This window comes from Dyadobacter sp. 22481 (assembly GCF_052044875.1).
In the GTDB taxonomy this organism is placed as follows: Bacteria; Bacteroidota; Bacteroidia; order Cytophagales; family Spirosomataceae; genus Dyadobacter; species Dyadobacter endophyticus.
In genome coordinates this window covers 380,659-406,207 of record NZ_JBQENV010000004.1, presented here as the reverse complement: position 1 = coordinate 406,207, position 25,549 = coordinate 380,659, and the positions used below count along the sequence as shown (strand labels likewise).

22 protein-coding genes are annotated in these 25,549 nt (G+C 49.0%); 17 read left to right on the top strand and 5 right to left on the bottom strand.

Annotated elements, in window-relative coordinates; all coding sequences use genetic code 11:
* Positions 1–6: 6 nt before the first annotated feature.
* Both ruvB and ACTJJJ_RS27775 read right to left on the bottom strand, forming a co-directional pair.
* Positions 7–1,032, bottom strand: coding sequence for a Holliday junction branch migration DNA helicase RuvB (ruvB, locus tag ACTJJJ_RS27780; RefSeq protein ID WP_188938721.1), 1,026 nt, complete (start codon positions 1,030–1,032; stop codon positions 7–9).
* Positions 1,033–1,133: 101 nt separating this feature from the next.
* The gene (locus tag ACTJJJ_RS27775; protein WP_440703654.1) at positions 1,134–3,953 is read right to left on the bottom strand and encodes a PKD domain-containing protein; all 2,820 of its coding nucleotides are present in this window, start codon (positions 3,951–3,953) and stop codon (positions 1,134–1,136) included.
* Between the two features lie 278 nt (positions 3,954–4,231).
* Here ACTJJJ_RS27775 and ACTJJJ_RS27770 point away from each other — a divergent pair, with 278 nt between their 5' ends.
* From ACTJJJ_RS27770 to ACTJJJ_RS27760, 3 genes are all read left to right on the top strand, one after another.
* On the top strand, positions 4,232–5,263 hold the full coding sequence (locus ACTJJJ_RS27770; protein ID WP_188938719.1) for a PorP/SprF family type IX secretion system membrane protein: 1,032 nt from the start codon (positions 4,232–4,234) through the stop codon (positions 5,261–5,263).
* A gap of 100 nt (positions 5,264–5,363) precedes the next feature.
* On the top strand, positions 5,364–6,152 hold the full coding sequence (locus tag ACTJJJ_RS27765) for an NIPSNAP family protein (RefSeq protein ID WP_440703653.1): 789 nt from the start codon (positions 5,364–5,366) through the stop codon (positions 6,150–6,152).
* Between the two features lie 98 nt (positions 6,153–6,250).
* Positions 6,251–7,261: a quinone oxidoreductase family protein gene (locus ACTJJJ_RS27760; RefSeq protein WP_440703652.1), complete on the top strand. Its 1,011-nt coding sequence runs from the start codon at positions 6,251–6,253 to the stop codon at positions 7,259–7,261.
* A gap of 2 nt (positions 7,262–7,263) precedes the next feature.
* Here the strand turns inward: ACTJJJ_RS27760 and murQ are convergent, their stop codons facing one another.
* Entirely contained in the window at positions 7,264–8,067 is an 804-nt protein-coding gene (gene murQ / locus ACTJJJ_RS27755) for an N-acetylmuramic acid 6-phosphate etherase (RefSeq protein WP_440703651.1), read from the bottom strand.
* A gap of 324 nt (positions 8,068–8,391) precedes the next feature.
* On the opposite strand from murQ, the gene ilvD reads away from it, so the two are divergent.
* The 13 genes from ilvD (at position 8,392) to ACTJJJ_RS27690 (ending at position 23,495) form a co-directional block, all read left to right on the top strand.
* The gene (gene ilvD, locus ACTJJJ_RS27750) at positions 8,392–10,077 is read left to right on the top strand and encodes a dihydroxy-acid dehydratase (protein WP_188938715.1); all 1,686 of its coding nucleotides are present in this window, start codon (positions 8,392–8,394) and stop codon (positions 10,075–10,077) included.
* Between the two features lie 42 nt (positions 10,078–10,119).
* Positions 10,120–11,880: a biosynthetic-type acetolactate synthase large subunit gene (gene ilvB, locus ACTJJJ_RS27745; RefSeq protein ID WP_440703650.1), complete on the top strand. Its 1,761-nt coding sequence runs from the start codon at positions 10,120–10,122 to the stop codon at positions 11,878–11,880.
* Positions 11,881–11,899: 19 nt separating this feature from the next.
* Positions 11,900–12,433 carry an acetolactate synthase small subunit gene (gene ilvN, locus ACTJJJ_RS27740; RefSeq protein ID WP_106595787.1) on the top strand — a complete coding sequence of 178 codons (534 nt, stop codon included), beginning with the start codon at positions 11,900–11,902 and terminating at the stop codon, positions 12,431–12,433.
* A gap of 64 nt (positions 12,434–12,497) precedes the next feature.
* Positions 12,498–13,544, top strand: a complete 1,047-nt coding sequence (gene ilvC, locus ACTJJJ_RS27735) for a ketol-acid reductoisomerase (protein ID WP_188938713.1) — start codon at positions 12,498–12,500, stop codon at positions 13,542–13,544.
* Positions 13,545–13,637: 93 nt separating this feature from the next.
* Positions 13,638–14,894: a threonine ammonia-lyase IlvA gene (gene ilvA, locus ACTJJJ_RS27730; protein ID WP_188938712.1), complete on the top strand. Its 1,257-nt coding sequence runs from the start codon at positions 13,638–13,640 to the stop codon at positions 14,892–14,894.
* 78 nt (positions 14,895–14,972) lie between these two features.
* Entirely contained in the window at positions 14,973–16,076 is a 1,104-nt protein-coding gene (locus ACTJJJ_RS27725; protein ID WP_440703649.1) for a hypothetical protein, read from the top strand.
* Positions 16,077–16,090: 14 nt separating this feature from the next.
* Positions 16,091–16,939 carry an AraC family transcriptional regulator gene (locus ACTJJJ_RS27720; protein ID WP_440703648.1) on the top strand — a complete coding sequence of 283 codons (849 nt, stop codon included), beginning with the start codon at positions 16,091–16,093 and terminating at the stop codon, positions 16,937–16,939.
* Positions 16,940–17,116, top strand: coding sequence for a HepT-like ribonuclease domain-containing protein (locus tag ACTJJJ_RS27715; RefSeq protein WP_369009299.1), 177 nt, complete (start codon positions 16,940–16,942; stop codon positions 17,114–17,116).
* A gap of 181 nt (positions 17,117–17,297) precedes the next feature.
* Positions 17,298–18,701 carry a 3-isopropylmalate dehydratase large subunit gene (leuC, locus tag ACTJJJ_RS27710; RefSeq protein WP_188938708.1) on the top strand — a complete coding sequence of 468 codons (1,404 nt, stop codon included), beginning with the start codon at positions 17,298–17,300 and terminating at the stop codon, positions 18,699–18,701.
* A 14-nt stretch (positions 18,702–18,715) separates the two neighbouring features.
* Positions 18,716–19,312 (top strand): 3-isopropylmalate dehydratase small subunit, encoded by a 597-nt coding sequence (gene leuD / locus ACTJJJ_RS27705; RefSeq protein WP_188938707.1) that lies wholly within the window; start codon positions 18,716–18,718, stop codon positions 19,310–19,312.
* Between the two features lie 75 nt (positions 19,313–19,387).
* Complete coding sequence (locus tag ACTJJJ_RS27700) at positions 19,388–20,956, top strand: alpha-isopropylmalate synthase regulatory domain-containing protein (RefSeq protein WP_426292363.1); 1,569 nt, start codon at positions 19,388–19,390, stop codon at positions 20,954–20,956.
* 51 nt (positions 20,957–21,007) lie between these two features.
* Positions 21,008–22,078 (top strand): 3-isopropylmalate dehydrogenase, encoded by a 1,071-nt coding sequence (gene leuB, locus ACTJJJ_RS27695; RefSeq protein WP_188938705.1) that lies wholly within the window; start codon positions 21,008–21,010, stop codon positions 22,076–22,078.
* A 262-nt stretch (positions 22,079–22,340) separates the two neighbouring features.
* A complete protein-coding gene (locus ACTJJJ_RS27690) occupies positions 22,341–23,495 on the top strand; it encodes a 2-isopropylmalate synthase (RefSeq protein WP_426292362.1) in 1,155 nt (384 codons plus the stop codon).
* 141 nt (positions 23,496–23,636) lie between these two features.
* Here ACTJJJ_RS27690 and purU read toward each other — a convergent pair whose 3' ends face one another.
* Complete coding sequence (purU, locus tag ACTJJJ_RS27685) at positions 23,637–24,470, bottom strand: formyltetrahydrofolate deformylase (protein ID WP_426292361.1); 834 nt, start codon at positions 24,468–24,470, stop codon at positions 23,637–23,639.
* A gap of 146 nt (positions 24,471–24,616) precedes the next feature.
* Here purU and ACTJJJ_RS27680 point away from each other — a divergent pair, with 146 nt between their 5' ends.
* Positions 24,617–25,102 carry a GAF domain-containing protein gene (locus ACTJJJ_RS27680; RefSeq protein ID WP_440703647.1) on the top strand — a complete coding sequence of 162 codons (486 nt, stop codon included), beginning with the start codon at positions 24,617–24,619 and terminating at the stop codon, positions 25,100–25,102.
* 87 nt (positions 25,103–25,189) lie between these two features.
* On the opposite strand, the gene ACTJJJ_RS27675 is transcribed toward ACTJJJ_RS27680, so the two are convergent.
* A complete protein-coding gene (locus ACTJJJ_RS27675) occupies positions 25,190–25,486 on the bottom strand; it encodes a muconolactone Delta-isomerase family protein (protein WP_090149248.1) in 297 nt (98 codons plus the stop codon).
* Between the last annotated feature and the right edge of the window lie 63 nt (positions 25,487–25,549).

Sequence of the window (25,549 nt, the reverse complement as noted above, 5' to 3'; positions counted from 1 at the left end):
TAACGCTCAGAACAATTCGCCGGAACGATGCCGTGGCAATATGCCAAGGTGCTTGAATGCCTTTTCAGTCACTTCCCGTCCGCGGGAAGTCCGCTTCATATAACCCTCCTGGATCAGGAATGGTTCGTAAACTTCCTCGATCGTTTCGGCCTCTTCCCCACAGGCAGTAGCAATGGTCGACAACCCTACCGGCCCGCCTTTGAATTTTTGAATAATCGTGCTAAGAATGCGGTTATCCATCTCATCGAGGCCGTTCTGATCTACATCCAATGCCTGCAAAGCCATTTCGGCAATGGCCACGGTAATGCGGCCATTGCCTTTCACCTGCGCAAAATCGCGTGTTCTGCGCAATAAATTGTTGGCAATACGGGGCGTACCGCGGCTGCGCCGCGCGATTTCATAGGCTGCATCATCTTCCAGCGGCGTTCCCAAAATGGCAGCCGAACGTTTGAGAATGGACGTCAGCAGCTGTGCATCGTAATATTCCAGCCGTGCATTGATCCCGAACCGCGCACGCAGGGGCGATGTAAGCATGCCGGCGCGCGTGGTGGCGCCTATGAGCGTGAAAGGGTTGAGGCCGATCTGGATGCTGCGGGCATTGGGGCCGCTGTCGAGCATGATGTCGATCTTGTAGTCCTCCATGGCGGAATAGAGATATTCTTCCACAACAGGATTCAAACGATGGATTTCGTCGATAAAAAGGACGTCGTGCTCCTGTAAGTTGGTAAGCAGGCCGGCAAGATCACTAGGCTTGTCAAGTACGGGACCCGAAGTTATTTTGATCCCCGAACCGAGCTCATTGGCAATGATATTCGATAAGGTGGTTTTACCCAAACCCGGAGGGCCGTGTAATAAGACGTGATCGAGGGCATCGCCACGCTGGCGGGCCGCCTGCACGAATATTTTCAGGTTTTCAAGAATCTTGTCCTGCCCGGTAAAATCCTCAAAAGACAGCGGCCGCAATGCGCGTTCGATGTCTTTATCGGTATTTGAAAGGTTTTCTTTATCTCCGGACAGATAATCCTGGCGCATAGTCGGTTGAATAGGCAGTGAAAACCAGCCGTCCGGTTCAGCGGCGGCTGGTTTGTTATTGGTTAACCAAAAATAACTGTTTTAATCTGCAAAAGGAAAGCCTAGCGGATCACCATCACCGAACCGCGCTTGACGATCGGGTTGCGTTCGGGATAATAGAGGGCTTCATAGGAAAGCACATAAGGATAGCTTCCCGGTTGGACTTTCAGGCCCTTATAAGTTCCATCCCAGCGCGCTTCGATATCCGTGGTGGCATAAATAACCTCACCCCAGCGGTTGTAGATGCGTATGGAGAAATTGGTGTAATAGGCCCCGAATATTTCAAGGATCTCGTTATGTCCTTCCCCATCGGGCGTGAATGCGTCGGGAATAAAAAATCGCGGCTCGCATTTATCGATCACTTCGGCGGTTTGCTCGGTTACGCAGCCTTCCTTGTTGGTGGCGCGTACAATGTATTTGCCTTCCTGATTCACCGTAATGGTTTGCGTTGTCGCGCCCGAATGCGGCCAGAGATATTCATATGGCTCTCGTCCGTTGGCGTCGAGTGTTACGGATTGGCCGTCGGGGATACAAATGTAGTTTTCAGGCGCCAGGCCGAGGATTGGGGAAGGCAGCTCGCCTACCTTGATCGTGTCGGAGTTGTAGCAGTCGTTTCTGTCTTTAACCACCACGATATATTGTCCTGGCTGACCGATCGTCACCTCCCGGGTACCTTCACCGGTACTCCATTTGTATTCGATCCAGCGGTCGCTTTGTACCCGGAGCACAATGGAACTGTCGCGGCATAATGTAGTGTCGGGGCCGATGGAGAACGCCGGTGGCTTGCGTAACGTAATCTCGATCGTATCGGCAGCGTAGCAATCGCCCTGCGGCCCGTTGAACGCGATAGCGATATAACGGCCGGTAGAAGTGGCATTATAAGTACGGCCACGGCCAACAACACGTCCGCGGTTGATCCACGCATAAACTTCCGCATTAACCTTCATATCCAGCGGAACGTAGGCGCCGCAGGTATCTTTGTCGGGCCCCAAATTGATGTTCGAAGGTGTTTCATAAATGGTAACCTCCTGGACGATCGTGGTGTCGGTGCATTTGTTGGTGGCGCGCATGGCTACCATGTAGGTGCCTGGCTTTGTGTAAGTGTAAGTCGCTTGCTGCTGCTTGGAAGGTGTTGTGAACGAGCCGTCTCCAAGGAAGTCCCACGAATACGTGTCCTCGATCGGGTCGCACATCGGGCTGGCTTGGAAAGTCGTAGGCTCGTTCGTACAGAATCCGTCCGCCTCAAATCCCGGCCCCTGCGATTCCTGCGTGAAATCCTGGACCATATTCGGCAGCCCCAGCTGGCTTTTTTTACCGCCGAGGTTCGCGCCATCACGTTCGTAGTCGACGCCCGTTAATGAATTTCCTTCCGGTTCGCCGATCACCGCGAGGTATTCGCTCCCCTGAATAGCCATGTAAATCCGCCCATCCGGGCCGAACTGCAGTGCGCCGTATTTCTGGGTAGCAGAACTGTCGATCGTGATAGCCGTCTCAATAACGAGGCTGTCGGGCAGCGAGAGGTCATATTGTTTCAACAGGGATTTCGTGCCGTTTTCGCCCTGGAACGAGACATACATTTTTTCACCGCTCGGCGAGAATTCGATACCATAGGCAATGGGCGGCGCGGGGCCGAGGTCCATGGTTTTTTTGTAGGTTAATGTCCCCGTTGAATCATTGAAACTATACAACTCGACATAGTTTCGCGCAGGTCCCGGGATTACCACTGCCAGCTGGCGTTCGCCGGTGGTACTGTCGGGCGATGAAAATTTCATATAACCTTCGGCCTTGTTGAGGCTGTCGTGCGCCATACCGAGCTCGGGTGCGCTTACTTCCACGAGCCCTCCCGTAGTCGCGTGGAAAATGCGGAACTTATTGGTGCCGTAATCGTGCGAAACGACCCAATAAGTGCTGTCCCGGTCGTTGCGGACGGAGGCAATGCGCTCGGTGGTGGGAGTTTGGAGTGTTGTATTTTGTTCAATAATCTGACCAAGACCATGGTTGCGGCGCATATCTACGACACTCACTGTCAGCAGCTTTTCACCATTGATATCCGATGTCGTGAATACATTATACAGGTACTCGCAGCCTCTGCAAGTTGGCTGGGGCACAATGAGGACCGATTGTGTGGAATTCGGGCTACCCTTCATCGGCGCGCATGCCCCGAACGTACAGGTCATTTCATCCCCGTTCTTATTCCATACCTTGATACCATCGGAGTAAAAGAGCAGCTGTCCTTTCGAGTTGGCGATCGAAGAGGTCCCTTCGGGCGTATTCAGCTTGCCGTCGGTTAATGGGGAAGGAGGGGTATTGGAAAAATCGAGACCTGCATTACCGCCGAAGTACCATTTGGAGCCTTCCTGCGCCTGCGGTTCCATACATATCTTGACATTGATACGGTTCTGAATTTTACAACCGTTGGGCATGATCACCTCTACCGAGTAACAGCCTGAACTATCGACTTTCAAGGTCTGCGTCGTATCGCCTTTGGGATACCATATATATTTGGCGCCAGCCGGTGCCCCGTTGGGATAAGGATCGAGGATCAGCGTATCGCCTTTACAGATGGTGGTATCGATTTTCCATTCCTGGAATTCGGGGGGCAACTCGCCGATTTGTACGACCTTGGAAACCGTTTCGGAAGCTCCGCTTTTCAATGTACGGACAAGGGTAACCGTATAAGAACCCGGTGCCATGTAGGAATGCTGCGGGTTGCGTCTGGTATCGGTTGCACCGCCTTCGCCGAAGCTCCATTGCCACTTTGTGGCCACGCTGACGGTGTCCCGGAATGAAGTCGAATCGGCTTCACAATCAGGATTTTGCATGCATTGTCCTTGTACCAGAAAGGGCGTCTGCGCCATGGCATTTGCGCCGACGAGGAGCATAAGCAGGCAGAAGGCATAAAAAAATCGGTGATATCTATTATAAAATCGCCCCATGTTTCGTTACTTGTTCAAACACCCCTAGCCGCCTCATAGAATATTCAGGTTACCCGACATTACTAACGAAAATAAAATGTTAAAATTTTGTGCGGTAATGTCGTAAAAACCACTCTATTTTGAATATTAATACGCAATTTGAGGATAATTTGTGAATTTAATCAGGTAATTTTTTTGAGCCCGGAACGGGGCCGTTTTTAGGTAAGCGGCAAGCCAACACATCTATGACCAAGCGTTTACTTCCTCTCTTTCTACTGACACTGCTTTGCCTGAAAGGTTGGAGCCAGGATCCGCAATTCTCGCAGTTCTATGCGAACCCGTTATACCTTAACCCCGCATTGGCCGGAGGGGCGCTGGCACCGCGCGCGACCATTAATTATCGTAACCAGTGGCCTTCATTGTCGGCCAACTTTGTGACGACGTCCATCGGTGCAGATATGTTCCTACCCAACCTTAACAGTGGCGTCGGCGTGCTTGTAACAATGGACAGCCAGGGGTTGGGGAATTTAAAATCGACCGAGGCGGCACTACAATATTCGTATCAGATCCAGTTCAATGAGCTTACTTCACTACGCCTGGGAATCCAGGGCGGTGTAGCTTCCCGTACCCTCGATTATTTCGGGCTGACGTTCGGCGATCAATACAACAATGGCGGATTAACGGGACAGCCTTCGGAGGATCCATTTGCGAAGGGCGGGCCCAATGTGTTCTACGCTGATTTTGGTGCCGGTGCGATGCTCTATTCCGACTGGTACTGGGCCGGTGTTTCGGCACATCACCTCAACCGTCCCGATCAGGCATTTTCCAGCCTGACCCAGGCGCGGCTGCCGGTAAAAGCCAGTTTGCAGGCCGGGTTGCGCATTCCGTTTGCAGGATATACATTTCTGGGAGATGAAATCGACAAAGAAAAAACGATTTCACCGGCGATCATGTACAAAAAACAGGGCAAGTACGACCAGTTTGATGCAGGGATGTACGTAACCATCGAGCCTCTGGTGATTGGGGCCTGGTATCGTGGCATTCCCTTCAAAAAATACGAGCAAAATATCAACAACCACGAGTCGCTGATATTCCTCGCCGGGTTCCGTCAGGATAAATTTTCTATCGGTTACAGCTACGATTTGACGATTTCGACATTGGGTGCGGGCAGCGGCGGTGCACATGAGATCTCGCTTTCTTATGTTTTTGCTCCGCTTGAATCAAAACCGAAGCGTCCCAAAGCCCGCAAGCGTCAGCTTTCTTGTCCAAAGTTCTGATTTGCTTCGAAAATAATTAGTGGTAAAGTAAATAGGGTAAACTCGGTTTGGCGAGGTCTTTTCAGGTGGTTATCCACTAACAAAAAGATGCTTAAATACCATGCATAACTACCGAAACTTCAATTTCCTTTTCACTCTTTTGCTGCTTGCCGTTACATTGAGCACCGTGGCGGCGCCTCCCAGGCGGGAATTTTACGAAATCAAAATCTACCATCTTAAAAATGCAGACCAGGAAGCGCGCGTTGAAGCATTCCTGAAAGACGCGTATGTTCCTGCTGCGCACCGTGCCGGGATTGAGAATGTGGGCGTGTTCAAGCCAGTGGCTACCGATACCATGGCGGGAAAGTTGATTTACGTGCTCACGCCGTTAAAATCCCTCGACCAGCTCTTGGCATTGCCTAAAACTTTGGATAAGGACGCTGCCTATGTCTCGTCGGGAAAAGATTACATCGACGCGAATTACAAAACGCCGCCTTACGCACGGTTTGAGTCGATTGTCTTGCAAGCCTTTACCAGTGCGCCGGTACTTACAAAACCGAACCTTACCGGGCCTAAAAGCGAGCGTGTCTATGAACTGCGCAGCTACGAAGGACATACCGAGAAGATTTACCAGAATAAGGTGAAGATGTTCAATGACGGAGGTGAAGTGCCATTATTCAAACGCCTCGGTTTTAATGGAGTATTCTATGGCGAGGTTATCGTTGGGAGCCACATGCCGAACCTGATGTACATGACTACCTTTGAGAACAAGGCTTCCCGCGACGCACACTGGAAATCGTTCACTGAAGATGCAGAGTGGAACAAGCTCAAAGTAAACCCCGAGTATCAGAACAACGTCTCAAAAAACACCAGCTTCTTCTTGTATCCCACCGAATATTCGGATATCTAGCATCTGAAAACGGTTCAAGTCATTTTGAAATGATGAACCAGGGCCGTTCCGTTTTCGGGAAGGCCGGTTCATCATTTTTTGTTTTAAAACCCAACAGTATGAAAGCCGCTATTTTAAAGAACCTTCACGAGCCGCTGGTTATTGAAACAACTCAAAAACCTAACCCGGGGCCGGGAGAAGTGCTCGTCGAAGTGAAAGCCGCATCGATCAACCACCGCGATGTATGGATACAAAAAGGCCTTTATCCACGGATCACAACCCCTATAATTCCAGGCTCCGACGGTGCGGGCATCGTAACTGAGGTGGGCGATGGCGTGGCCAAAAGCTGGATTGGAAAAGAAGTGATCATCAATCCATCTCAAAACTGGGGCGATAATCCTGATTTTTACGGCGAAGATCATAAAATCCTCGGCCTTCCGGATAATGGCACGCTTGCGGGATATGTGAAGACCGACGTTAAGTATCTGGAAGAAAAACCGGCGCATTTGTCATTTGAAGAAGCAGCCGCATTGCCGATGGGCGGACTCACTGCGTGGCGTTCGCTTATGACGCGTTGCCGGTTCAAAGAAGGGGATCGCGTATTGGTGACGGGCGCGGGCGGAGGTGTAGCACTATTTGCAGTTCAGTTTGCCATCGCTGCGGGTGCGGAAGTGTGGGTAACGTCCGGTTCCGACCAGAAAATACAGAAAGCCATCGAGATGGGTGCCAAAGGAGGGATTAACTATAAAAATCCGACCTGGTTCCGCGATCTGCTCGTGAAAGCGCGCGGACCAAAGACGGGGTATTTCGATGTGATCATCGATAGCGCCGGCGGTCCCGGTTTTGCAAAACTGATCGATATCGCCGCGCCCGGCGCCCGCATTTGCTTCTATGGAGGCGGAACAGGCAACATTACCGATATTGTCCCTGCGAAAGTGTTCTTTAAGCAGCTCAATATCTATGGCAGCACCATGGGTACGGAGCAGGAGTTTGCCGATATGGTACAGTTCGTAAACGAAAAGCAGATTGTGCCGGTTATCGACAAGATATTTTCGCTGGATGAGGCCGAACAGGCACTCCGTTACATGGATTCCGGTCAGCAGTTCGGTAAGATCGTCCTTTCAATATAGGATCATTTTCTAACGGCGTCAATCGCCGCGCGGACGCTTCCGTGCTCGTCGAGCAGCGATTGCGCCTCGTCGGGAGAGATATTCAGCTCGTCAATGATCATGTGCAACGCCCTGTTGACCAGTTTTTCGTTGGTGAGCTGCATATCGACCATTTTATTGCCTTTCACTTTGCCCAGGCGTATCATTACCGACGTTGAAATCATGTTCAGCGCCAATTTTTGGGCGGTACCGGATTTCATTCTCGTGCTTCCCGTCAAAAATTCGGGCCCAACCACTATTTCCACCGGGTATTCGCAGGCTTTGGCTACCGCGGAACCGTCATTACACACCACGCAGCCCGTCAGCAAACCTGCATTGCGGGCTTCATTTAAACCACCGATTACATAAGGTGTGCGGCCCGAAGCGGCTATTCCTATTAATGTATCATTTGCATTCGGCTCGTAAATCGCCATGTCTTTCCACGCCTGATTCCAGTCGTCTTCCGCATTTTCGACTGCTTTGCGAATCGCAGTGTCACCACCGGCGATGATTCCTACTACCAAATCGAAAGGCACACCGAATGTCGGCGGGCATTCCGACGCATCCACAACGCCCAATCGTCCGCTGGTTCCGGCGCCAATATAGAACAGCCGCCCCCCCTTTTGCATTCTCGGAACGATCTGTTCTACCAGGGCTTCGATCTGCGGGAGCGATTTCTGAACGGCATGCGGTACGGTCTGATCCTCGCGGTTGATGGAGGTGAGTATCTCGCGTACACTCATTTTTTCGAGATCATTATAGTTCGAAGACGATTCGGTAGTCATCATAGCGTTCGTGTTTTTTGAAATCCAAAATTAAATGTTTTCCGATAACGATGTTGCACCGGGAGGAAATTTGGTATTTATCATAGATTAATAACAAAAAAAGCTTTGAATGTTTGGAAAATAAAAAGATTGGCTCCTAATTTGTAACACCAAGTTAAAAACAGCGAAATTTCGCTAGACTTAAATGTTACGCTAATGAAATCAACAATTATCGTCCCGGTCCTACTTATTGTCACGCGTTAAGCGTGAGTGGGATGATAGCACATATCTGGCACCTCACTCACCCAATGAGTGAGGTGTTTTTATTTTAAATACAATCATTCACCAATGGCGACAGAATTAAACAGATTTTCGAAGACCCTAACCCAGGAAGTAACCAATCCGGCCGCACAGGCAATGCTTTATGGAATTGGTTTGAAAGAAGAAGACTTTGTTAAACCGCAGATCGGGATTGCCAGCACAGGTTATGAAGGTAACCCATGCAACATGCACCTCAACGGCTTGTCGGTGTATGTGAAGCAAGGCGTGACGGCCAATGATATGGTCGGCCTGATCTTCAATACCATTGGTGTTTCTGATGGTATGACCAACGGAAACGACGGTATGCGCTACTCGCTGCCTAGCCGTGACATCATCGCGGATTCGATCGAAACCGTGGTGGCTGCGCAATGGTACGATGGTGTGATCGCGGTGGTGGGTTGTGATAAAAACATGCCCGGCGCCATTATGGCGATGGCGCGCCTCGACCGCCCTGCTATTATGGTGTACGGCGGAACGATCCGTTCGGGACACTATAAAGGACAGAAACTGGACATCGTTTCGGCATTCGAAGCATTGGGCAAGAAGTTCGCCAACAATATTTCTGACGAAGATTATAAAGGAGTAATCCAGAATTCGATTCCTGGCCAAGGTGCTTGCGGCGGTATGTATACTGCCAATACGATGGCATCTTCGATCGAAGCAATGGGATTGAGCTTGCCGTTCAGCAGCTCGTATCCGGCTACGCACGAAGGCAAGCAGGAAGAATGCAAGAAGATCGGTGCGGCGATGAAGAAGCTGCTCGAGCTGAACATTACCCCGAAGGATATTATTACCAAAAAGTCACTTGAAAACGCATTGACAGTGGTAATGGCGCTGGGAGGTTCTACCAACGCGGCATTGCATTACCTGGCAATCGCTCGCGCTGCCGACATTCCTTTGACTTTGGATGACATTCAGGTGATTTCTGATCGCACGCCGTTTATCGCTGATTTGAAACCCAGTGGTAAATACTTCATGGAAGATATCCTGGCAATCGGTGGTGTTCCTGCGGTGACCAAGTATTTGTATTCCAAAGGCCTGATCCACGGAGATTGCATTACTGTAACTGGTAAAACAGTTGCTGAAAACCTTGCAGAAGCGCCTGACTTGAATTTTGAAACACAAAAAATGGTGTTCCCGATCGAAACACCGATCAAGCAGACAGGCCACATTCAGGTGCTTTACGGTAACCTTGCTCCCGAAGGTTCGGTTGCGAAGATTACAGGTAAGGAGGGTCTTACATTCGATGGCGAAGCGAAAGTCTGCGAGCACGAATCGGAGATTATTGAAATGCTTGCCAAAGGTGAAATTAAGGCCGGCCACGTGGTGGTGATCCGTAATGCAGGTCCGAAAGGTGGGCCGGGCATGTCGGAAATGCTGAAACCTACTTCTGCGGTAATGGGAGCAGGCCTTGGCGACAAGATCGCATTGATCACCGACGGTCGTTTCTCAGGCGGTACGCACGGTTTCGTAGTAGGCCACATTACACCGGAAGCATTCGACGGCGGCCCGATCGCATTGGTTAAAGACGGCGACCGCATTAGCATCGATGCCAACACCCGCGTACTGACTTTGCATATTTCCGATGAAGAAATGGCAGCCCGCAAAGCAGCCTGGGTACAACCAGCGCCACGCTTTACAAAGGGTATGCTGGGAAGATATATCAGAACCGTGAAATCAGCCAGCGAAGGTTGCGTGACTGACGAAGCGTAAAATTCACGACAGAAATTCATCCGACTAAACAATACAGAGGTCATGGGATTTAATGAAAATCAAACTGCAACAATTCAGGGCTCGGAACCGGTGGTTTCGGTGGCCAAGCCGGAGCTGATCAATGGCTCGCATGCGGTCATCCAGTCGCTGATCGCCGAAGGTGTTACAACCATTTTCGGGTATCCGGGCGGGGCGATTATGCCGGTGTATGATGCGATTTATGACTATCAGGATCAGATCCACCATATTCTCGTGCGCCACGAGCAGGGCGCTGCACACGCAGCTGAGGGCTATGCGCGTATTACGGGTGAAGTGGGGGTTTGTCTGGTAACTTCGGGACCAGGCGCTACCAACCTGGTAACGGGTATTGCCGACGCGATCATCGATTCAACACCCATGGTCTGCATTATCGGCCAGGTTGCGTCGCATTTGCTCGGTACCGACGCATTCCAGGAAACGGACGTAATGGGAATCACCATTCCGATCACGAAATGGAACTACCAGGTCACCAATGCGGATGAAATCCCTGAAATTATCGCCAAAGCATTTTATATAGCTAAATCAGGCCGTCCCGGACCGGTTTTGATCGATATTACCAAAGATGCGCAGCAAAAGTTGATGACGAAGCCTTTTGTTCACAAAAAGACGGAGGCTTTGCTAAGCTATCACCCGCGTATCGCTCCGAAAGACGAGCAATTGACTGCGGCTGCAAAGCTGATCAACCAGGCAAAACGTCCGTTCCTTTTCGTAGGTCATGGCGTACGGATTGCCGGTGCGGAACAGGAATTGATCCAATTCATTGAAAAAACAGATATTCCCGCTGCTTCGACGCTCCTTGGGCTTTCGTCTATGTCGGTTGACCACCCCAATTACATGGGCTGGCTCGGAATGCACGGAAACTACGGTACCAACGTCCTGACCAACCAATGCGACCTCATTATCGCTGTCGGAATGCGTTTCGACGACCGCGTAACCGGCGATTTGAGCCGCTATGCGAAACAGGCGAAAGTAGTTCATATTGAAATCGACCCGGCGGAGATCGACAAGATTGTGAAGGCAGATGCTCCGGTAGTAGGTGATGCTAAAGTCGCGCTGGAATTGCTGCTTCCTCTGGTAAATGAGAACAATCACGAAGTCTGGAAAGCGGAATTCAAAAAGTACGATGCGATTGAAGATCAGAAAATTACACAGCCGGAACTAGCACCGACTACAGAGAAGATCAAAATGGCGGAAGTGATCCGCACGCTTTCTGATAAAACCAAAGGCGAAGCGGTGATTGTGGCGGACGTGGGCCAGCACCAGATGATGACTGCGCGTTACTACCAGTTCAAAAAACCTAGCTCTTTCATCACATCGGGCGGTTTGGGAACGATGGGCTACGCATTACCGGCCTCATTCGGAGCGAAAGTAGGCGCCCCCGATCGCGAAGTAGTGGCGATCATCGGTGATGGTTGTTTCCAGATGACCATCCAGGAGCTGGGTACCATCGCACAAAGCGGGCTGCCCGTGAAGATTATCATTCTGAATAACAATTTCCTCGGAATGGTACGCCAGTGGCAGCAGCTTTTCCACCAGAAACGCTATTCGTTCGTGGAGCTGCAAAACCCTGATTTTATTACCATTGCAAGAGGTTTTGGCATCGATGGTCATACCTGCGGCGCACGGGAGGATTTGAATGCTTCTCTCGACAAGATGCTGGCATCCGACAAGCCTTACCTGCTGGAAGTTTTGGTGGAGAAAGAAGAGAACGTATTCCCGATGGTACCAACCGGAGCTTGCGTAGCGGATATTCGTTTGGAATAATATAAAAGCCGAAGAAATTATGACATCATACACCATTTGTGTTTTCACTGAAAACACGATAGGCATCCTTAACAAGATCACGACGATTTTTACCCGGAGACGGATCAATATCGATAGCCTGACCGTTTCTGAAACCGAACGTAAGGGTATTTCCCGCTTTACGATCGTCATCCGTCATGAGTCGCGTGACGCGGTGGAGAAACTCGTCCGCCAGATTCGCAAGATTATCGAGGTGCTGGCTGTTTTCGGATATCTCAATGAGGACATCGCTTATAACGAGATCGCATTGTTCAAGGTTTCGACGCCAATTGGTGCCAAACCGCTCGATATCGAGACGATCAACAAGACTTACAAAGCCTGGGTCGTGTATTGGCACCTCACCTATGTGATCATCCAGAAGACCGGTACGGAAGAAGAGATCTTTGAATTTTTCGACTATATCAAACCCCACGAGATCCTCGAATTCGTTCGTTCGGGCCGCGTGGCGGTGAGCAAATCGCCTCAGACACTGGTAGATTATCTGCCGGAAGCTGAGTGGGAATATTACCAATAGTCGGTCAACTTTTAGTAGTATTGCTTTTTAATTCGTAGTAAATCAATAATCCAATCAATAATCAATGGCAAAATTAAATTTCGGCGGGGTCGAAGAAGAAGTAGTAACCCGTGAAGAATTTCCACTCGAAAAAGCACGTGAAGTACTTTCTACTGAAACTATCGCTGTAATTGGTTACGGCGTACAAGGCCCAGGCCAAAGCTTGAACATGCGTGACAACGGATTCAATGTAATCGTTGGTCAGCGTAAAGGTGGTAAGTCTTGGGACAAAGCCGTTGCTGACGGATGGGTACCGGGCGAAACGCTTTTCGAATTGGAAGAAGCATTGGCGAAAGGAACCATCATTTGCTATTTGCTTTCAGATGCTGCTCAGATCGAGCTATGGCCAACTGTTAAGGCAAACCTTACTGCTGGAAAATCACTGTATTTCTCACACGGTTTCGGTGTAACTTATAAAGATCAGACTGGCATCGTTCCTCCTGCTGACGTGGATGTTTACCTGGTTGCTCCAAAAGGATCCGGAACATCGCTTCGCCGCTTGTTCGTAGAAGGAAAAGGCTTGAACTCTTCTTTCGCGGTATTCCAGGATGCTACCGGCAAAGCACGTGAAAAATGTATTGCAATGGGTATCGGAGTAGGTTCAGGTTACCTGTTCGAAACTGATTTTTACCGTGAAGTAACTTCCGACCTAACCGGCGAGCGTGGTACTTTGATGGGTGCTATCCAGGGTATTTTCGCTGCACAATATGAAGTGTTGCGTTCAAATGGCCACACGCCGTCAGAAGCATTCAACGAAACTGTTGAAGAATTGACTCAGTCGTTGATGCCATTGGTTGCTGAAAACGGTATGGACTGGATGTATGCTAACTGCTCTACAACTGCACAGCGTGGTGCTTTGGACTGGTGGAAACCTTTCCGTGACGCTACCAAGCCTGTTTTTGAGCAACTTTACAACTCTGTAAAAAGCGGCGAACAAGCTACGATCTCGATCACCCGCAACTCACAACCTGACTACCGTGTGAAACTGGAAGCTGAGCTTGCAGAATTGCGCGAATCAGAAATGTGGCAAGCAGGTACGACTGTACGCGGATTGCGTCCAGAGCGCAACTAATCCCGGACTTAAGTCCGGGGTTAGCCCGGGCTATCGGTCCACATAGACATAGACAGAGCTTTGCAAACTGCAAAGCTCTTTTCATTGATGATCATGAGCACTTCACATTCCGTTCCGACTCTCGATAACATATTCCTCGCTGCCGAACGCCTGCGCGGGGTTATTAACCACACACCGATATTCTATAATGCGCATCTTTCGGAGCAGTACGGGGCTAATATCTACCTCAAAAGGGAAGACCTTCAAACTGTCCGCTCCTACAAAATCCGCGGCGCATATAATAAAATGGCGAGCCTCACACCCGAAGCCCTCGCAGGCGGGGTAGTGTGCGCGAGCGCGGGCAACCACGCGCAAGGCGTAGCGTACGCGTGCCGGAAAATGGAGGTAAAAGGCGCCATTTTCATGCCTACTACCACACCGGCGCAGAAAGTGAAGCAAGTGCGGCTGTTTGGCCAGGAATGGATTGAAATACATTTGGTAGGCGACACTTACGACGATGCTTATCATGCCTCAATGGCCTACCGCGACAGTACCAATGCCGTTTTCGTGCATCCATTCGATGATTTGCAGGTAATTGAAGGCCAGGGAACGGTGGGCCTTGAAATTTTCAAAGATGCGGATTTCAAAATCGATTACCTGCTGATGGCGATCGGTGGTGGTGGTTTGGCGTCGGGTATTTCCACTGTTTTCAAACAGCTTTCTCCCAAAACACAGCTTATCGGCGTGGAACCGGAAGGCTCGCCTACCATGCATCGATCCATCCAGGAGGGGCATGTGGTGACGCTGGACAATATTGACAAGTTTGTGGATGGCGCGGCCGTGCGGCGTGCGGGCGACATTACATTTGATATTTGCAGCAAGAGTTTAAATCAAATCCTGCTCGTGCCTGAGGGCAAAGTTTGCTCTTCGATTTTGCAACTATATAATGAAGAAGCAATCGTAGCCGAACCTGCCGGCGCATTGACAGTGGCAGCATTGGACCTGATCCGGGAAGATATCAAAGGCAAAAACGTTGTCGTATTGATTAGCGGTGGTAACAACGACATTACCCGTACGGAGGAGATCAAGGAGCGCTCGTTGCTTTATGAGGGATTGAAGCATTATTTTATCATCCGCTTCCCACAGCGCTCCGGCGCATTCCGCGAGTTCTTGAATGTGTTGGGACCGAACGATGATATTGCCCGTTTCGAATACGTGAAAAAAACCAACCGCGAGCAGGGGCCTGCATTAGTCGGCATTGAATTAAAAAGCAGGGAGGACTTTGCACCGCTGATCGAGCGAATGGATGCGAACCGCGTGGTTTATGAGTATCTGAACGATCAACCGGATTTGTTTCAGTTTATGGTTTAAAATTTAAGGATATAGTTTATGGGTCTACGTTTGCGAGGAAACTTGTATAGTTTGATTATCGGTGTAATAGTTGTTGTAATGGCCTTTTCGGATGTATCCGGTCAGGGAAAGCCGTTAGATGGGTACATCGTTTCTGTGAAAGGCGATACCGCCAGGGGTTTTATCCGTTATGACGGCTGGGGTACCAGTCCGATGACTGTTGACTTTGCGAACGAAAGGAATGGGCAGTTTGAAAAGGTCGGCCCGGATGAAGCATCACAATTTTTCCTCGCACCGCTTAATGAGCGCTACGTCAGTAAGAGGATTGGAATACTGAATATCGATCTGAGCAAAACTTATCAGATTGCTCCGTCTTTTGAAGCAAAAGATTCGGTCACCGTGTATTTGCGTGAGATAACGACAGGCCCGAAAGTGACTTTACTGGAATATCTGGACCCGACCGAGAAGCCGCACTTCTTTCTTGAAAAGGACGGAAAACTGACAGAACTGCTCTACTATTCGTTTTACCGCGAAGTTCGGGGGAGAAAGTACCTAATCGAATATGAAGAATATGAGCGGCAACTTCCGGTATTGTTGGGTAATGGTACTGATAATAGCCATCTACCTGACTACTCAGCAAAGGCTCTCGGGCGGTATATCGATCGCTACAATGGATTAACTGATCAGGCAAAGCACACCAGGGCAGCTTCCATAGAATCAGAAATGCAGATCGATGCCTATGTAATGGGCGGTGTGGAAGGTTGGGAGGAGGAAGGAGTTAATCTGGGAACAAGGCCGACATTTGGTGCTGGTTTGAGGATTGATCTTCCGAGGAGGTTTCACAATCGTTATTTCAAGATTTTGTTTTCAACGATAAGAGGTGTTTCCGAAAATGAAGTGTACAATTATACGTCAAAGAAGAAAGTCAATTTGAATACCCTGGAGATAGGAATGGGAACCTACATCGGTTCCGGCAACATTCGCCCTAACCTGGGGCTGGAATATAGTTTTCCAATGGATAGCTGGCGGAGTTCTATTTTTGGTCCGCACATTGGTATTTCTTACAAAAGACTCCTGAGCCTGGAAGTCTCACATTTTGCTAACTTCTCATCGGTCTTGACGAATATCATGTTTTTCAACCGCCCACGCATCAGTTTGAACTACTACCTAAACCTGAACAAATTTTTCAAAAACCGGAATTAGCAATTTGCCCGACAATGCTCCGCGTACCATCCGACATCAGCTCCCAGGAATTTGAATCCCTGAAAATTCAGGATATGACCTTCGTGGCCTATCGGAATGAAGTGTATCCTTCTAAGTATGATGTGTTTTTTGAGGAACATGCGGTGATTGTGGTGTTGGAAGGAGAAAAAAAATTCACCAGCCCTACGCAGGAAGTACATGTTGAGAAGGGGGATATTCTCTTCATTCAGAGGGGCTTTTACCTGATGTCGGAATCCATTCATGAGGCTTACAAAAGCCTGGTTTTCTTTTTTGATGAAAAGCTTCTGAAAGAATTCGTAGGGCTGCATCCCGAGCTTTTCGACGCGCAGCAACCTTCCGAAACCGTTGAGTATCCGATTCTGCTTTTGAAATCCGATGATAACTTTGAGAAGTTCATCCAATCGGTATTCCCTTATTTCCGCTCACGTACGGAGTTGAAGAACCACTTTCTGAGGCTGAAATTCCAGGAACTGCTGCTGCATTTGATGGAGCTGGATAATTCAAACCAGCTTCGGGGTATTTTGTATAGTCTCTACAAAGGCGAAAAGGTCGATCTTTCTTTTTTGATGAACAGCTACTATTTGAAACCGCTTACATTGAATGAGCTGGCGCGGCTATCCGGGCGGAGCCTTTCGGCATTCAAACGTGACTTTCAGGATGAATTCAACACTTCCCCTGCATTGTGGCTGAAAAACAAGCGGCTGGATTATGCGGATTTCTTGCTGAGGAATAGTACGAAGAACGTTTCGGAGATTAGCACGGAGATCGGGTACGAGAGCGTTTCGCATTTTATCAAGACTTATAAAGAGAAGTACGGGACTACGCCGAAGCGGCAGGGGTAAATTAAAACAGTCCGTGAACAATATCCGGAAATCGAATGGATGAGAATTATCCGGTCGCGGCACATTCTGGTACATGATTACGCAGGGATTGATTATGAGATAGTTTGGCGAATTATCGAAGTGCATTTACCTCCATTAAGAAACGCACTGCGTGATATTTTGAACGACTCCAAATAAAGATTTCCGCTCAAACTGCTGCCCCAAACCAAAATCACTATTTTTTGAACCTTTACCGTTATACATATTCGTTTGAATTTGCGGTAATTTGTAATGTCGGTTCTCCTTTTGAGAAAGGCGTTGATTATCAGCTCTTTCTTTGAAGCCTGAACGACGAGGCGAAATTCTAATTTTAATCAAAATGAGTAATCAAGCGAGTACCCTTTTCGACAAAGTGTGGGATGCCCACGTTGTCCGTAAAATCGAGGACGGTCCCGATGTTTTCTTCATCGACCGCCATTTTATTCACGAAGTAACAAGCCCTGTTGCTTTCCTAGGACTCGAAACCAGAGGCATTGGCGTGATGTACCCAGAGCGCACGTTCGCAACGGCCGATCACAACACTCCGACCATTAACCAACACCTTCCGGTAGCCGATCCGCTTTCTGCGAACCAGCTGAAAGCCCTTGAATCAAATGCTGCGAAATATGGCATTTCACACTGGGGACTGGGTCACGCTCGTAATGGTATTGTGCACGTGGTAGGACCTGAAAACGGTATTACGCTTCCTGGTATGACCATCGTTTGCGGTGATTCCCACACTTCTACCCACGGTGCATTCGGCGCGATCGCGTTCGGTATCGGTACTTCGGAGGTGGAAATGGTGCTTTCTTCGCAATGCATTATGCAGCCTAAGCCTAAGAAGATGCGTGTAAACGTGAATGGCCAGCTGGGTAAAGGTGTAACTCCGAAAGACGTAACGCTTTATATCATCTCGAAACTGACTACTGCCGGTGCAACGGGTTATTTCGTTGAATATGCAGGTGATGTGTTCGAAAATATGTCGATGGAAGGTCGTATGACCGTCTGCAATATGAGCATCGAGATGGGTGCACGTGGCGGTATGATCGCTCCCGACGAAACAACATTCGCCTACATCAATGGCCGCGAGCAAGCTCCGAAAGGCGAGAAGTGGGACAAGGCACTGGCTTACTGGAAAACTTTGAAAACAGATGAAGATGCTGTTTTTGACAAAGAATACAATTTCGATGCTGCCGACATCGAACCGATGATCACTTACGGTACCAACCCGGGAATGGGCCAGGGTATCAGCAAAGCGATCCCTACTTCGGATCAGGTGGAAGGGGGTAAAGCTACTTATGACAAGTCGCTAAATTACATGGGCTTCCATGAGAATGAGAGTATGCTGGGCAAGAAAATCGACTACGTTTTCATCGGTAGCTGTACCAATGGCCGTATCGAGGACTTCCGTGCATTCGCTTCTATCGTGAAAGGCCGCAAAAAGGCGGATAATGTAACAGCGTGGATCGTTCCGGGCTCGCACATTGTGGAAGCGCAGATCAAGGAAGAGGGTATTTTGGATATTCTTACAGAGGCAGGTTTCGAATTGCGTCAGCCAGGCTGCTCGGCTTGTCTTGCGATGAACGACGACAAGATCCCGGCCGGCAAATATGCGGTAAGTACTTCCAACCGTAACTTCGAAGGTCGGCAGGGCCCAGGCGCGCGTACCTTGCTCGCGAGCCCGCTCGTGGCAGCTGCCGCAGCCGTAACCGGCGTAGTAACCGACCCAAGAACGCTTTTATAATCAGCACCAAAACAATGGCTTACGATAAATTCACCATACTGAAAAGCTCGGCAGTTCCTTTGCCGATTGAAAACGTAGATACCGACCAGATCATCCCGGCGCGCTTCCTGAAAGCGACCAAGCGGGAAGGTTTTGGCGACAACCTGTTCCGCGACTGGCGGTATAACGGCGACGATACGCCGAAGCAGGATTTCGTTTTGAACAACCCTATTTATTCCGGCAAAATTCTAGTAGGAGGCCACAACTTCGGTAGTGGTTCCAGCCGCGAGCACGCTGCCTGGGCAATCTACGATTACGGTTTCCGCTGCGTGGTTTCCAGCTTCTTTGCAGATATTTTTAAAGGGAACTCATTGAATATCGGTATTTTACCGGTACAAGTGAGCCCGGAGTTTCTGAACAAGATATTCGAAGCGATCGAAGCCGATCCTAATGCGGAACTGGAAGTAAACCTGCCCGAGCAGAAAATCACGATCCTCGCGACCGGCGAAAGTGAGTCTTTCGATATCAATGGTTATAAAAAACATAACCTGACGAACGGCTTCGACGATATCGATTATCTGCAAGCTATGAAGGGGGAGATCAAGGAATTTGAAGCAGAGAGAATATTTTAACGGGCTGTCGGCGATCGGCAGTCGGCTGTCGATTTTTCTGACCGCCGACTGCTCGTTGCCGACGGCTGACCGCCTATGAACAGCCGCTATATTGAAATAATGGATACGACACTTCGCGATGGTGAGCAAACCAGCGGGGTGTCGTTTTCCGCATCAGAAAAACTGACCATAGCCCAGATCCTCTTGCAGGAAGTGAAGGTCGACCGCATTGAAGTAGCCTCGGCACGTGTGTCGGAGGGCGAATTTCAGGCGGTTAAGAAAATCACGGATTGGGCCGGTGCGAATGGTTTTTTGGATAAAATAGAAGTACTCACATTCGTCGACGGCGACGCGTCCATCAACTGGATGGTGCAGTCCGGCGCGAAAGTGATGAACCTCCTCACGAAAGGGTCTCTTAACCATTTGACCCACCAGCTTAAAAAATCGCCGCAAGAACATTTCGAAGACATTCGTAATGTGATCGAGCTTGCGGAGACGAAGGGCATTCAATGCAATGTGTACCTGGAAGATTGGAGCAATGGCATGCGCAGTTCGCATGATTATGTATTTCAGTCGCTTGATTTCCTTACCACATTGCCGGTAAAGCGCATACTTCTTCCCGATACGTTGGGTATTCTGACGCCGTCGGAATCATATTCCTTTGTGAAGGAGATAGTAGACCGCTATCCGAACCACCATTTCGAATTCCACGCACACAATGATTACGATCTGAGCGTAGCGAACGTCATGGAAGCGCTTCGCGCGGGTGCGCACGGGCTGCACCTGACCGTGAACGGCATGGGTGAGCGTACGGGCAATGCGCCGCTCGCGAGCACGATTGCCGTCCTGAATGACTTGATGCCCGAATGCACGACGGCCGTGAATGAGAAGTCGCTGTACTCGATCAGCAAGCTCGTGGAGACTTTCTCGGGTATTCGCATTCCTGCCAACAAGCCCATTGTAGGGGAAAGTGTTTTTACGCAAACAGCTGGTATCCACGCCGATGGCGATAAGAAGCACAACCTCTATTTCAGTAAATTGATGCCCGAGCGCTTTGGTCGTCAGCGCTTGTATGCATTGGGTAAAACTTCTGGGAAGGCCAATATTGAAAATAACCTACGCGACCTGGGTATTACGCTTTCGGACGCCGACCTTAAAAAGGTAACGCAGCGGATTATCGAGCTCGGCGATCGCAAAGAAGCGGTTACACCCGAAGACCTTCCCTACATTATCTCCGACATTCTCGACAGCGATGCTATCGAGGAAAAGGTGGTAATTACCAATTACGTGCTCACGCATTCCAAAAACCTGAAACCTTCCGCCACATTGCAGATTTGTTTTGGCGAAGAGGTTTTTGAGGAAAATGCACAGGGCGACGGGCAGTACGATGCGTTTATGAATGCATTGAAAAAGATTTACATTAAAAAAGGGATCAGCCTGCCTATGCTGACCGACTATACCGTTCGCATTCCTCCGGGCGGTAAAACGGATGCATTGTGCGAAACCATCATTACCTGGGAAATTAATGGGAAAGACGTTAAAACGCGCGGCCTCGATTCGGACCAAACGTTCTCGGCGATCATGGCCACGCAGAAAATGCTGAACCTGATCGGTATTCCGGAAGAAAAGGTCACTCCCGAACCATTAGCTGATGTATTGCCGTAATGTGATGCGTCTATTTGTTTATAATTTATTGATTATCAATTAAATCACTTGATGAAAAAGCATATCCTTATCGTTCCGGGCGACGGAATCGGACAAGAAGTTACAGAGGTAGGAAAGGCAGTGTTGGTAAAAATCGCCGAGAAGTTCGGCCATGAATTCACTTACGACGAGGCATTAATGGGCCACGTAGCGATCGAAGCTACCGGTAACCCGCTTCCGGACGAGACATTGGAAAAGATGCGCAATTCCGACGCGATTCTTTTCGGTGCGGTAGGCCACCCGAAATATGACAATGATCCTACTGCCAAAGTTCGTCCCGAGCAAGGCTTGCTGAAAATGCGCAAGGAGCTGGGCTTGTACGCCAACCTTCGTCCTATCAAGTTGTTCGATGAATTGCTAGGGGCATCTTCTATCCGTCCTGAAATCCTGAAAGGCTCGGATATCCTTTTCTTCCGCGAACTTACCGGAGACATTTATTTTGGAGAAAAAGGCCGTAAAAACGATAATAACACTGCTTACGACATCGCTGAATACAGCCGTTACGAAGTAGAACGCATAGCCCGCAAGGCTTTCGAAGCTGCTCGTACGCGCGGAAAGCGCCTTTGCTCTGTGGATAAGGCAAACGTACTGGAAACCAGCCGTCTGTGGCGCGAGGTGATCCAGGCTTTGGCTCCTGAATATCCCGACATCACCGTTGAGCACCAGTTTGTAGATGCGGCAGCGATGATGCTCATTAAGGATCCTAAGCGTTTCGACGTAGTTGTGACCGCTAACCTCTTCGGAGATATTCTTACGGACGAGGCGAGCCAGATCGCCGGATCGATGGGAATGCTCGCTTCGGCGTCGGTCGGCGACAGCACAGGCGTTTATGAACCGATTCACGGCTCGGCGCACGACATCACCGGTAAAGGTGTTGCAAATCCGCTGGCATCAGTGCTTTCGGCGGCATTGCTTCTCGATATTTCATTTGGTTTGAAAGAAGAATCGGAAGCGATTATTTCGGCTGTCGACAAGTTGCTGAAAGATGGTTTCAGAACGCGCGACATTGCCGATGCCACCACGCCGGCCGACAAGGTTCTGAACACGCAACAGGCTGGTGAAGAGCTTTTGAAAAGAATATAAAAAATATCAAAGTTTTGCCAAACAATATTTGTTGCAATCAAAACTTATGCTTTCTTTGCAGAAGAAACTCGCGGCCAGCGAAATTTCGCAACAAAAGGATGAACCAGAAAAATAGCCTTAATCTTAATCTCCAACAACTACCGTGAGACCGGGAAAGGTTATGTTTTGATAAGTTTCAAACCCTTTCCCTCACACGGAAAGGGTTTTATATTGCCTGAAATATTGTTAAATTCGTGTCCCATAAAAAAATTAATACCCACCAATGAGTAATCGAGTTCAGATCTTCGACACTACTTTACGAGACGGCGAGCAGGTACCGGGCAGCCAATTGACCACTGAGGAAAAGATTGTTGTTGCCACACAACTCGAAAAACTGGGGGTAGATATTATCGAAGCCGGTTTTCCGGTGTCAAGTCCTGGGGATTTCCGTTCTGTGGTAGAGATTTCCAAAGCTGTTCGCGAACCCATCATCTGTGCGCTGTCACGTGCGGTGCAAGGCGATATCGACGCTGCGGCCGAAGCATTGCAGTACGCCCAGCGGGCACGGATTCACACGGGCATCGGTTCATCGGACATTCACATCCAGCATAAGTTCAACACAACACGCGAAAAGATTATCGAAAGGGCGATTGCGGCTACGAAATATGCCAAATCGAAGGTAGAGGACGTTGAGTTTTATTGCGAAGACGCGGGTCGTGCAGACCTCGTTTTCCTTTCACAGCTTGTAGAAGCGGTGATCGGCGCAGGTGCGACGGTGGTGAATATCCCGGATACAACAGGCTATTGCTTGCCCGACGAGTACGGAAACAAAATCAAATACATTTTCGAACACGTTTCGAATATCCACAAAGCGACTATCTCGATCCACTGCCACAACGATCTGGGCCTTGCTACGGCGAACTCCATCGCAGGTATTAACCAGGGTGCGCGCCAGGTAGAGGTAACAATCAATGGTATCGGCGAGCGCGCCGGTAACACTTCGCTGGAAGAGGTGGTAATGGCATTGAAAGTACACCAGGAGCTGGGTCTTGAAACAGGTATTAACACGCAGCACATTTACCCGACGAGCCAGCTTGTCTCGAAAATGATGCGTATGCCCGTGCAGGCGAACAAGGCGATCGTTGGTCGCAATGCATTCGCGCATTCATCGGGTATCCACCAGGACGGCTTCCTGAAAAACAACCTGAATTACGAAATTATGAACCCGCAGGATGTGGGTGTAGATAAATCCGATATCGTTCTGACTGCCCGCAGCGGACGCCACGCATTGAAACACCGCCTGGAATTGCTTGGGTTCTCCTTCGAAAAAGCTGCCCTGGACGAACTGTATACAAGGTTCCTTGAAGTAGCCGATATCAAGAAAGAAGTAAACGACGGAGATCTGGTTGAACTGGTGCGTACAGCCGAAGCAGTTTAATTAGAATATCCTTAGAATTAGTTAACAGCTTGAACCTGAATTTGATGTTTTAAAGAATTTTTTGTAAGATTACATATTCAATAACATCCATCAGATTGCAAAAAGCCCTCGGTGATTCTGACTAAGGGCTTTTTCTTTGTTTTACAGAATAATGGTGCGGTTGTGGTGGATGAAAACACGGTCGTTAAAAACCAATTTCAACGCCTTCGACAGAACTGCTTTTTCGGTATCTTTTCCCAAAGTTGCCATATCCGAAGCGGTCAGTTTGTGATCCACCTCCTTAACATCCTGCGCGATGATCGGGCCTTCATCCAGGTCATTATTCACAAAATGCGCGGTTGCCCCAATAATCTTCACACCGCGCTCGTAAGCTTGCCGGTAAGGGTTTGCCCCGATAAATGCGGGTAGGAATGAATGATGAATATTCACGATCCGGTTCGGGAAACGCTCCACAAATTGCGGCGTGATGATGCGCATATATTTCGCCAGCACAACGTAATCGGGCCTGTAAATATTCAGAGTTCTTAATATCGCCTCCTCATGCTCCTCGCGTGTTTTGTTTTCATGCGAAACAAAATGAAAAGGAATTCCAAACTTACTTACCAGCGGCTGCAACGAGTTATAATTGCTTACTACCGCCAGAATCGTAGCGTCCAACTCGTTGAATGCATACCGGATAAGCAACTCGCCCAGGCAATGATGTTCTTTGGTGACCATCAGCACAATATCCTTGTTCTTTTTAGGATTAATGCGAAGGTTCAGGCCTGCCGGCAATTCGGATTGAAGAGCCTTTAACAGCTCGGGAATATCGGTGTCGCCCTCGAATTCAGTACGCATAAAGAAATAGCGCGATGGGCTTACGTACTCGTCGTTACTGATAATGTTCTGATTGTGGGCAAAAAGAATGCGGGTAACATGGTAGATCAAACCCTTGTGATCGGGGCCGTCCATTAATAAGATATGTCGTTGACTCATGAAGGGGCTTGCTTGTAGCGCTTATCGAACTTCAAATATACAACAGAAGCGGTGGTAGTAGCGGCCCGGACCGGGCGCATTTGAATATTTTTGTAACTATTCAAAAGGCATCTGTGTTTACCAAAAATCTAGCAGTATTTAAAGTTATGGCAGAGACATTATTTATACCAACTGATACCAGCAGAGCTGAGATTTATAAAGCACTTTTTCCACAAATCGAAGCGCTTATCATTGACGAAAGTGACCTTACTGCCAACCTCGCGAATATAGCAGCAGTTTTAAAGGAAGCATTCGGCTTCTTTTGGGTAGGTTTTTATTTGGTAAAGGAAGGGCAGCTCGTACTTGGCCCGTTTCAGGGGCCGATCGCCTGCACGCGGATACCCTTCCACAAGGGCGTGTGCGGCGCGAGTTACACGCGCGCTGAAACGATTATCGTGCCGGATGTAGAGCAATTTCCGGGACACATTGCATGCAGCTCGGCATCGCGCTCTGAGATCGTAGTGCCTGTTTTCCATAGAAATGGAACAGTAGCAATGGTGCTGGACGTGGATAGCGATCAACTCGACGATTTCAGTGAAACCGACCGGTTCGAGTTAGAAAAGATTGCAGCCCTGATAACCAGAAAACTCTAACTATCAATAAAAAGCCTCGCACAAACATTGTGCGAGGCCGCTTGGGCGATGGTACTTTGCCCTGCCACGGAATGTTTTCAATTAGTGTCAGTTCAATGAGAACATGGGCAAGCGAAGGGCTACCACATTATTGAACATAAGCTTGGTTATTTTGGGATCCATATAATCGATCAGCGGAAATTCCGAGACGAGTGACATTACTTCAAATTCTGTTTCTGCTCTTACCACGCACCAGAGCCGGGAGTAATCGTCGGACAAAGCATAAGACATCAGCCTTCCTTGCTCCATCAGTTCATTTATCTTTTTTCTCTGAGCAGGTATTTTTGCTGTGAAATCTTCCGACATGACAGCCGGCAGCTGGATTTCAACCATATATTGGCTCATGGGCGATAGATTTTAGGTTGTACTTATTAAATGATATGCGCCACTGAATAGTTCCTTGGCGTA

Coding starts and splice junctions, on each gene's coding strand:
- ruvB (WP_188938721.1), bottom strand. CDS start 1,032: ATGCGCCAGGATTATCTGTCCGGAGATAAAGAAAACCTTTCAAATACC.
- ACTJJJ_RS27775 (WP_440703654.1), bottom strand. CDS start 3,953: ATGCTCCTCGTCGGCGCAAATGCCATGGCGCAGACGCCCTTTCTGGTA.
- ACTJJJ_RS27770 (WP_188938719.1), top strand. CDS start 4,232: ATGACCAAGCGTTTACTTCCTCTCTTTCTACTGACACTGCTTTGCCTG.
- ACTJJJ_RS27765 (WP_440703653.1), top strand. CDS start 5,364: ATGCATAACTACCGAAACTTCAATTTCCTTTTCACTCTTTTGCTGCTT.
- ACTJJJ_RS27760 (WP_440703652.1), top strand. CDS start 6,251: ATGAAAGCCGCTATTTTAAAGAACCTTCACGAGCCGCTGGTTATTGAA.
- murQ (WP_440703651.1), bottom strand. CDS start 8,067: ATGATGACTACCGAATCGTCTTCGAACTATAATGATCTCGAAAAAATG.
- ilvD (WP_188938715.1), top strand. CDS start 8,392: ATGGCGACAGAATTAAACAGATTTTCGAAGACCCTAACCCAGGAAGTA.
- ilvB (WP_440703650.1), top strand. CDS start 10,120: ATGGGATTTAATGAAAATCAAACTGCAACAATTCAGGGCTCGGAACCG.
- ilvN (WP_106595787.1), top strand. CDS start 11,900: ATGACATCATACACCATTTGTGTTTTCACTGAAAACACGATAGGCATC.
- ilvC (WP_188938713.1), top strand. CDS start 12,498: ATGGCAAAATTAAATTTCGGCGGGGTCGAAGAAGAAGTAGTAACCCGT.
- ilvA (WP_188938712.1), top strand. CDS start 13,638: ATGAGCACTTCACATTCCGTTCCGACTCTCGATAACATATTCCTCGCT.
- ACTJJJ_RS27725 (WP_440703649.1), top strand. CDS start 14,973: ATGGCCTTTTCGGATGTATCCGGTCAGGGAAAGCCGTTAGATGGGTAC.
- ACTJJJ_RS27720 (WP_440703648.1), top strand. CDS start 16,091: ATGCTCCGCGTACCATCCGACATCAGCTCCCAGGAATTTGAATCCCTG.
- leuC (WP_188938708.1), top strand. CDS start 17,298: ATGAGTAATCAAGCGAGTACCCTTTTCGACAAAGTGTGGGATGCCCAC.
- leuD (WP_188938707.1), top strand. CDS start 18,716: ATGGCTTACGATAAATTCACCATACTGAAAAGCTCGGCAGTTCCTTTG.
- ACTJJJ_RS27700 (WP_426292363.1), top strand. CDS start 19,388: ATGAACAGCCGCTATATTGAAATAATGGATACGACACTTCGCGATGGT.
- leuB (WP_188938705.1), top strand. CDS start 21,008: ATGAAAAAGCATATCCTTATCGTTCCGGGCGACGGAATCGGACAAGAA.
- ACTJJJ_RS27690 (WP_426292362.1), top strand. CDS start 22,341: ATGAGTAATCGAGTTCAGATCTTCGACACTACTTTACGAGACGGCGAG.
- purU (WP_426292361.1), bottom strand. CDS start 24,470: ATGAGTCAACGACATATCTTATTAATGGACGGCCCCGATCACAAGGGT.
- ACTJJJ_RS27680 (WP_440703647.1), top strand. CDS start 24,617: ATGGCAGAGACATTATTTATACCAACTGATACCAGCAGAGCTGAGATT.
- ACTJJJ_RS27675 (WP_090149248.1), bottom strand. CDS start 25,486: ATGAGCCAATATATGGTTGAAATCCAGCTGCCGGCTGTCATGTCGGAA.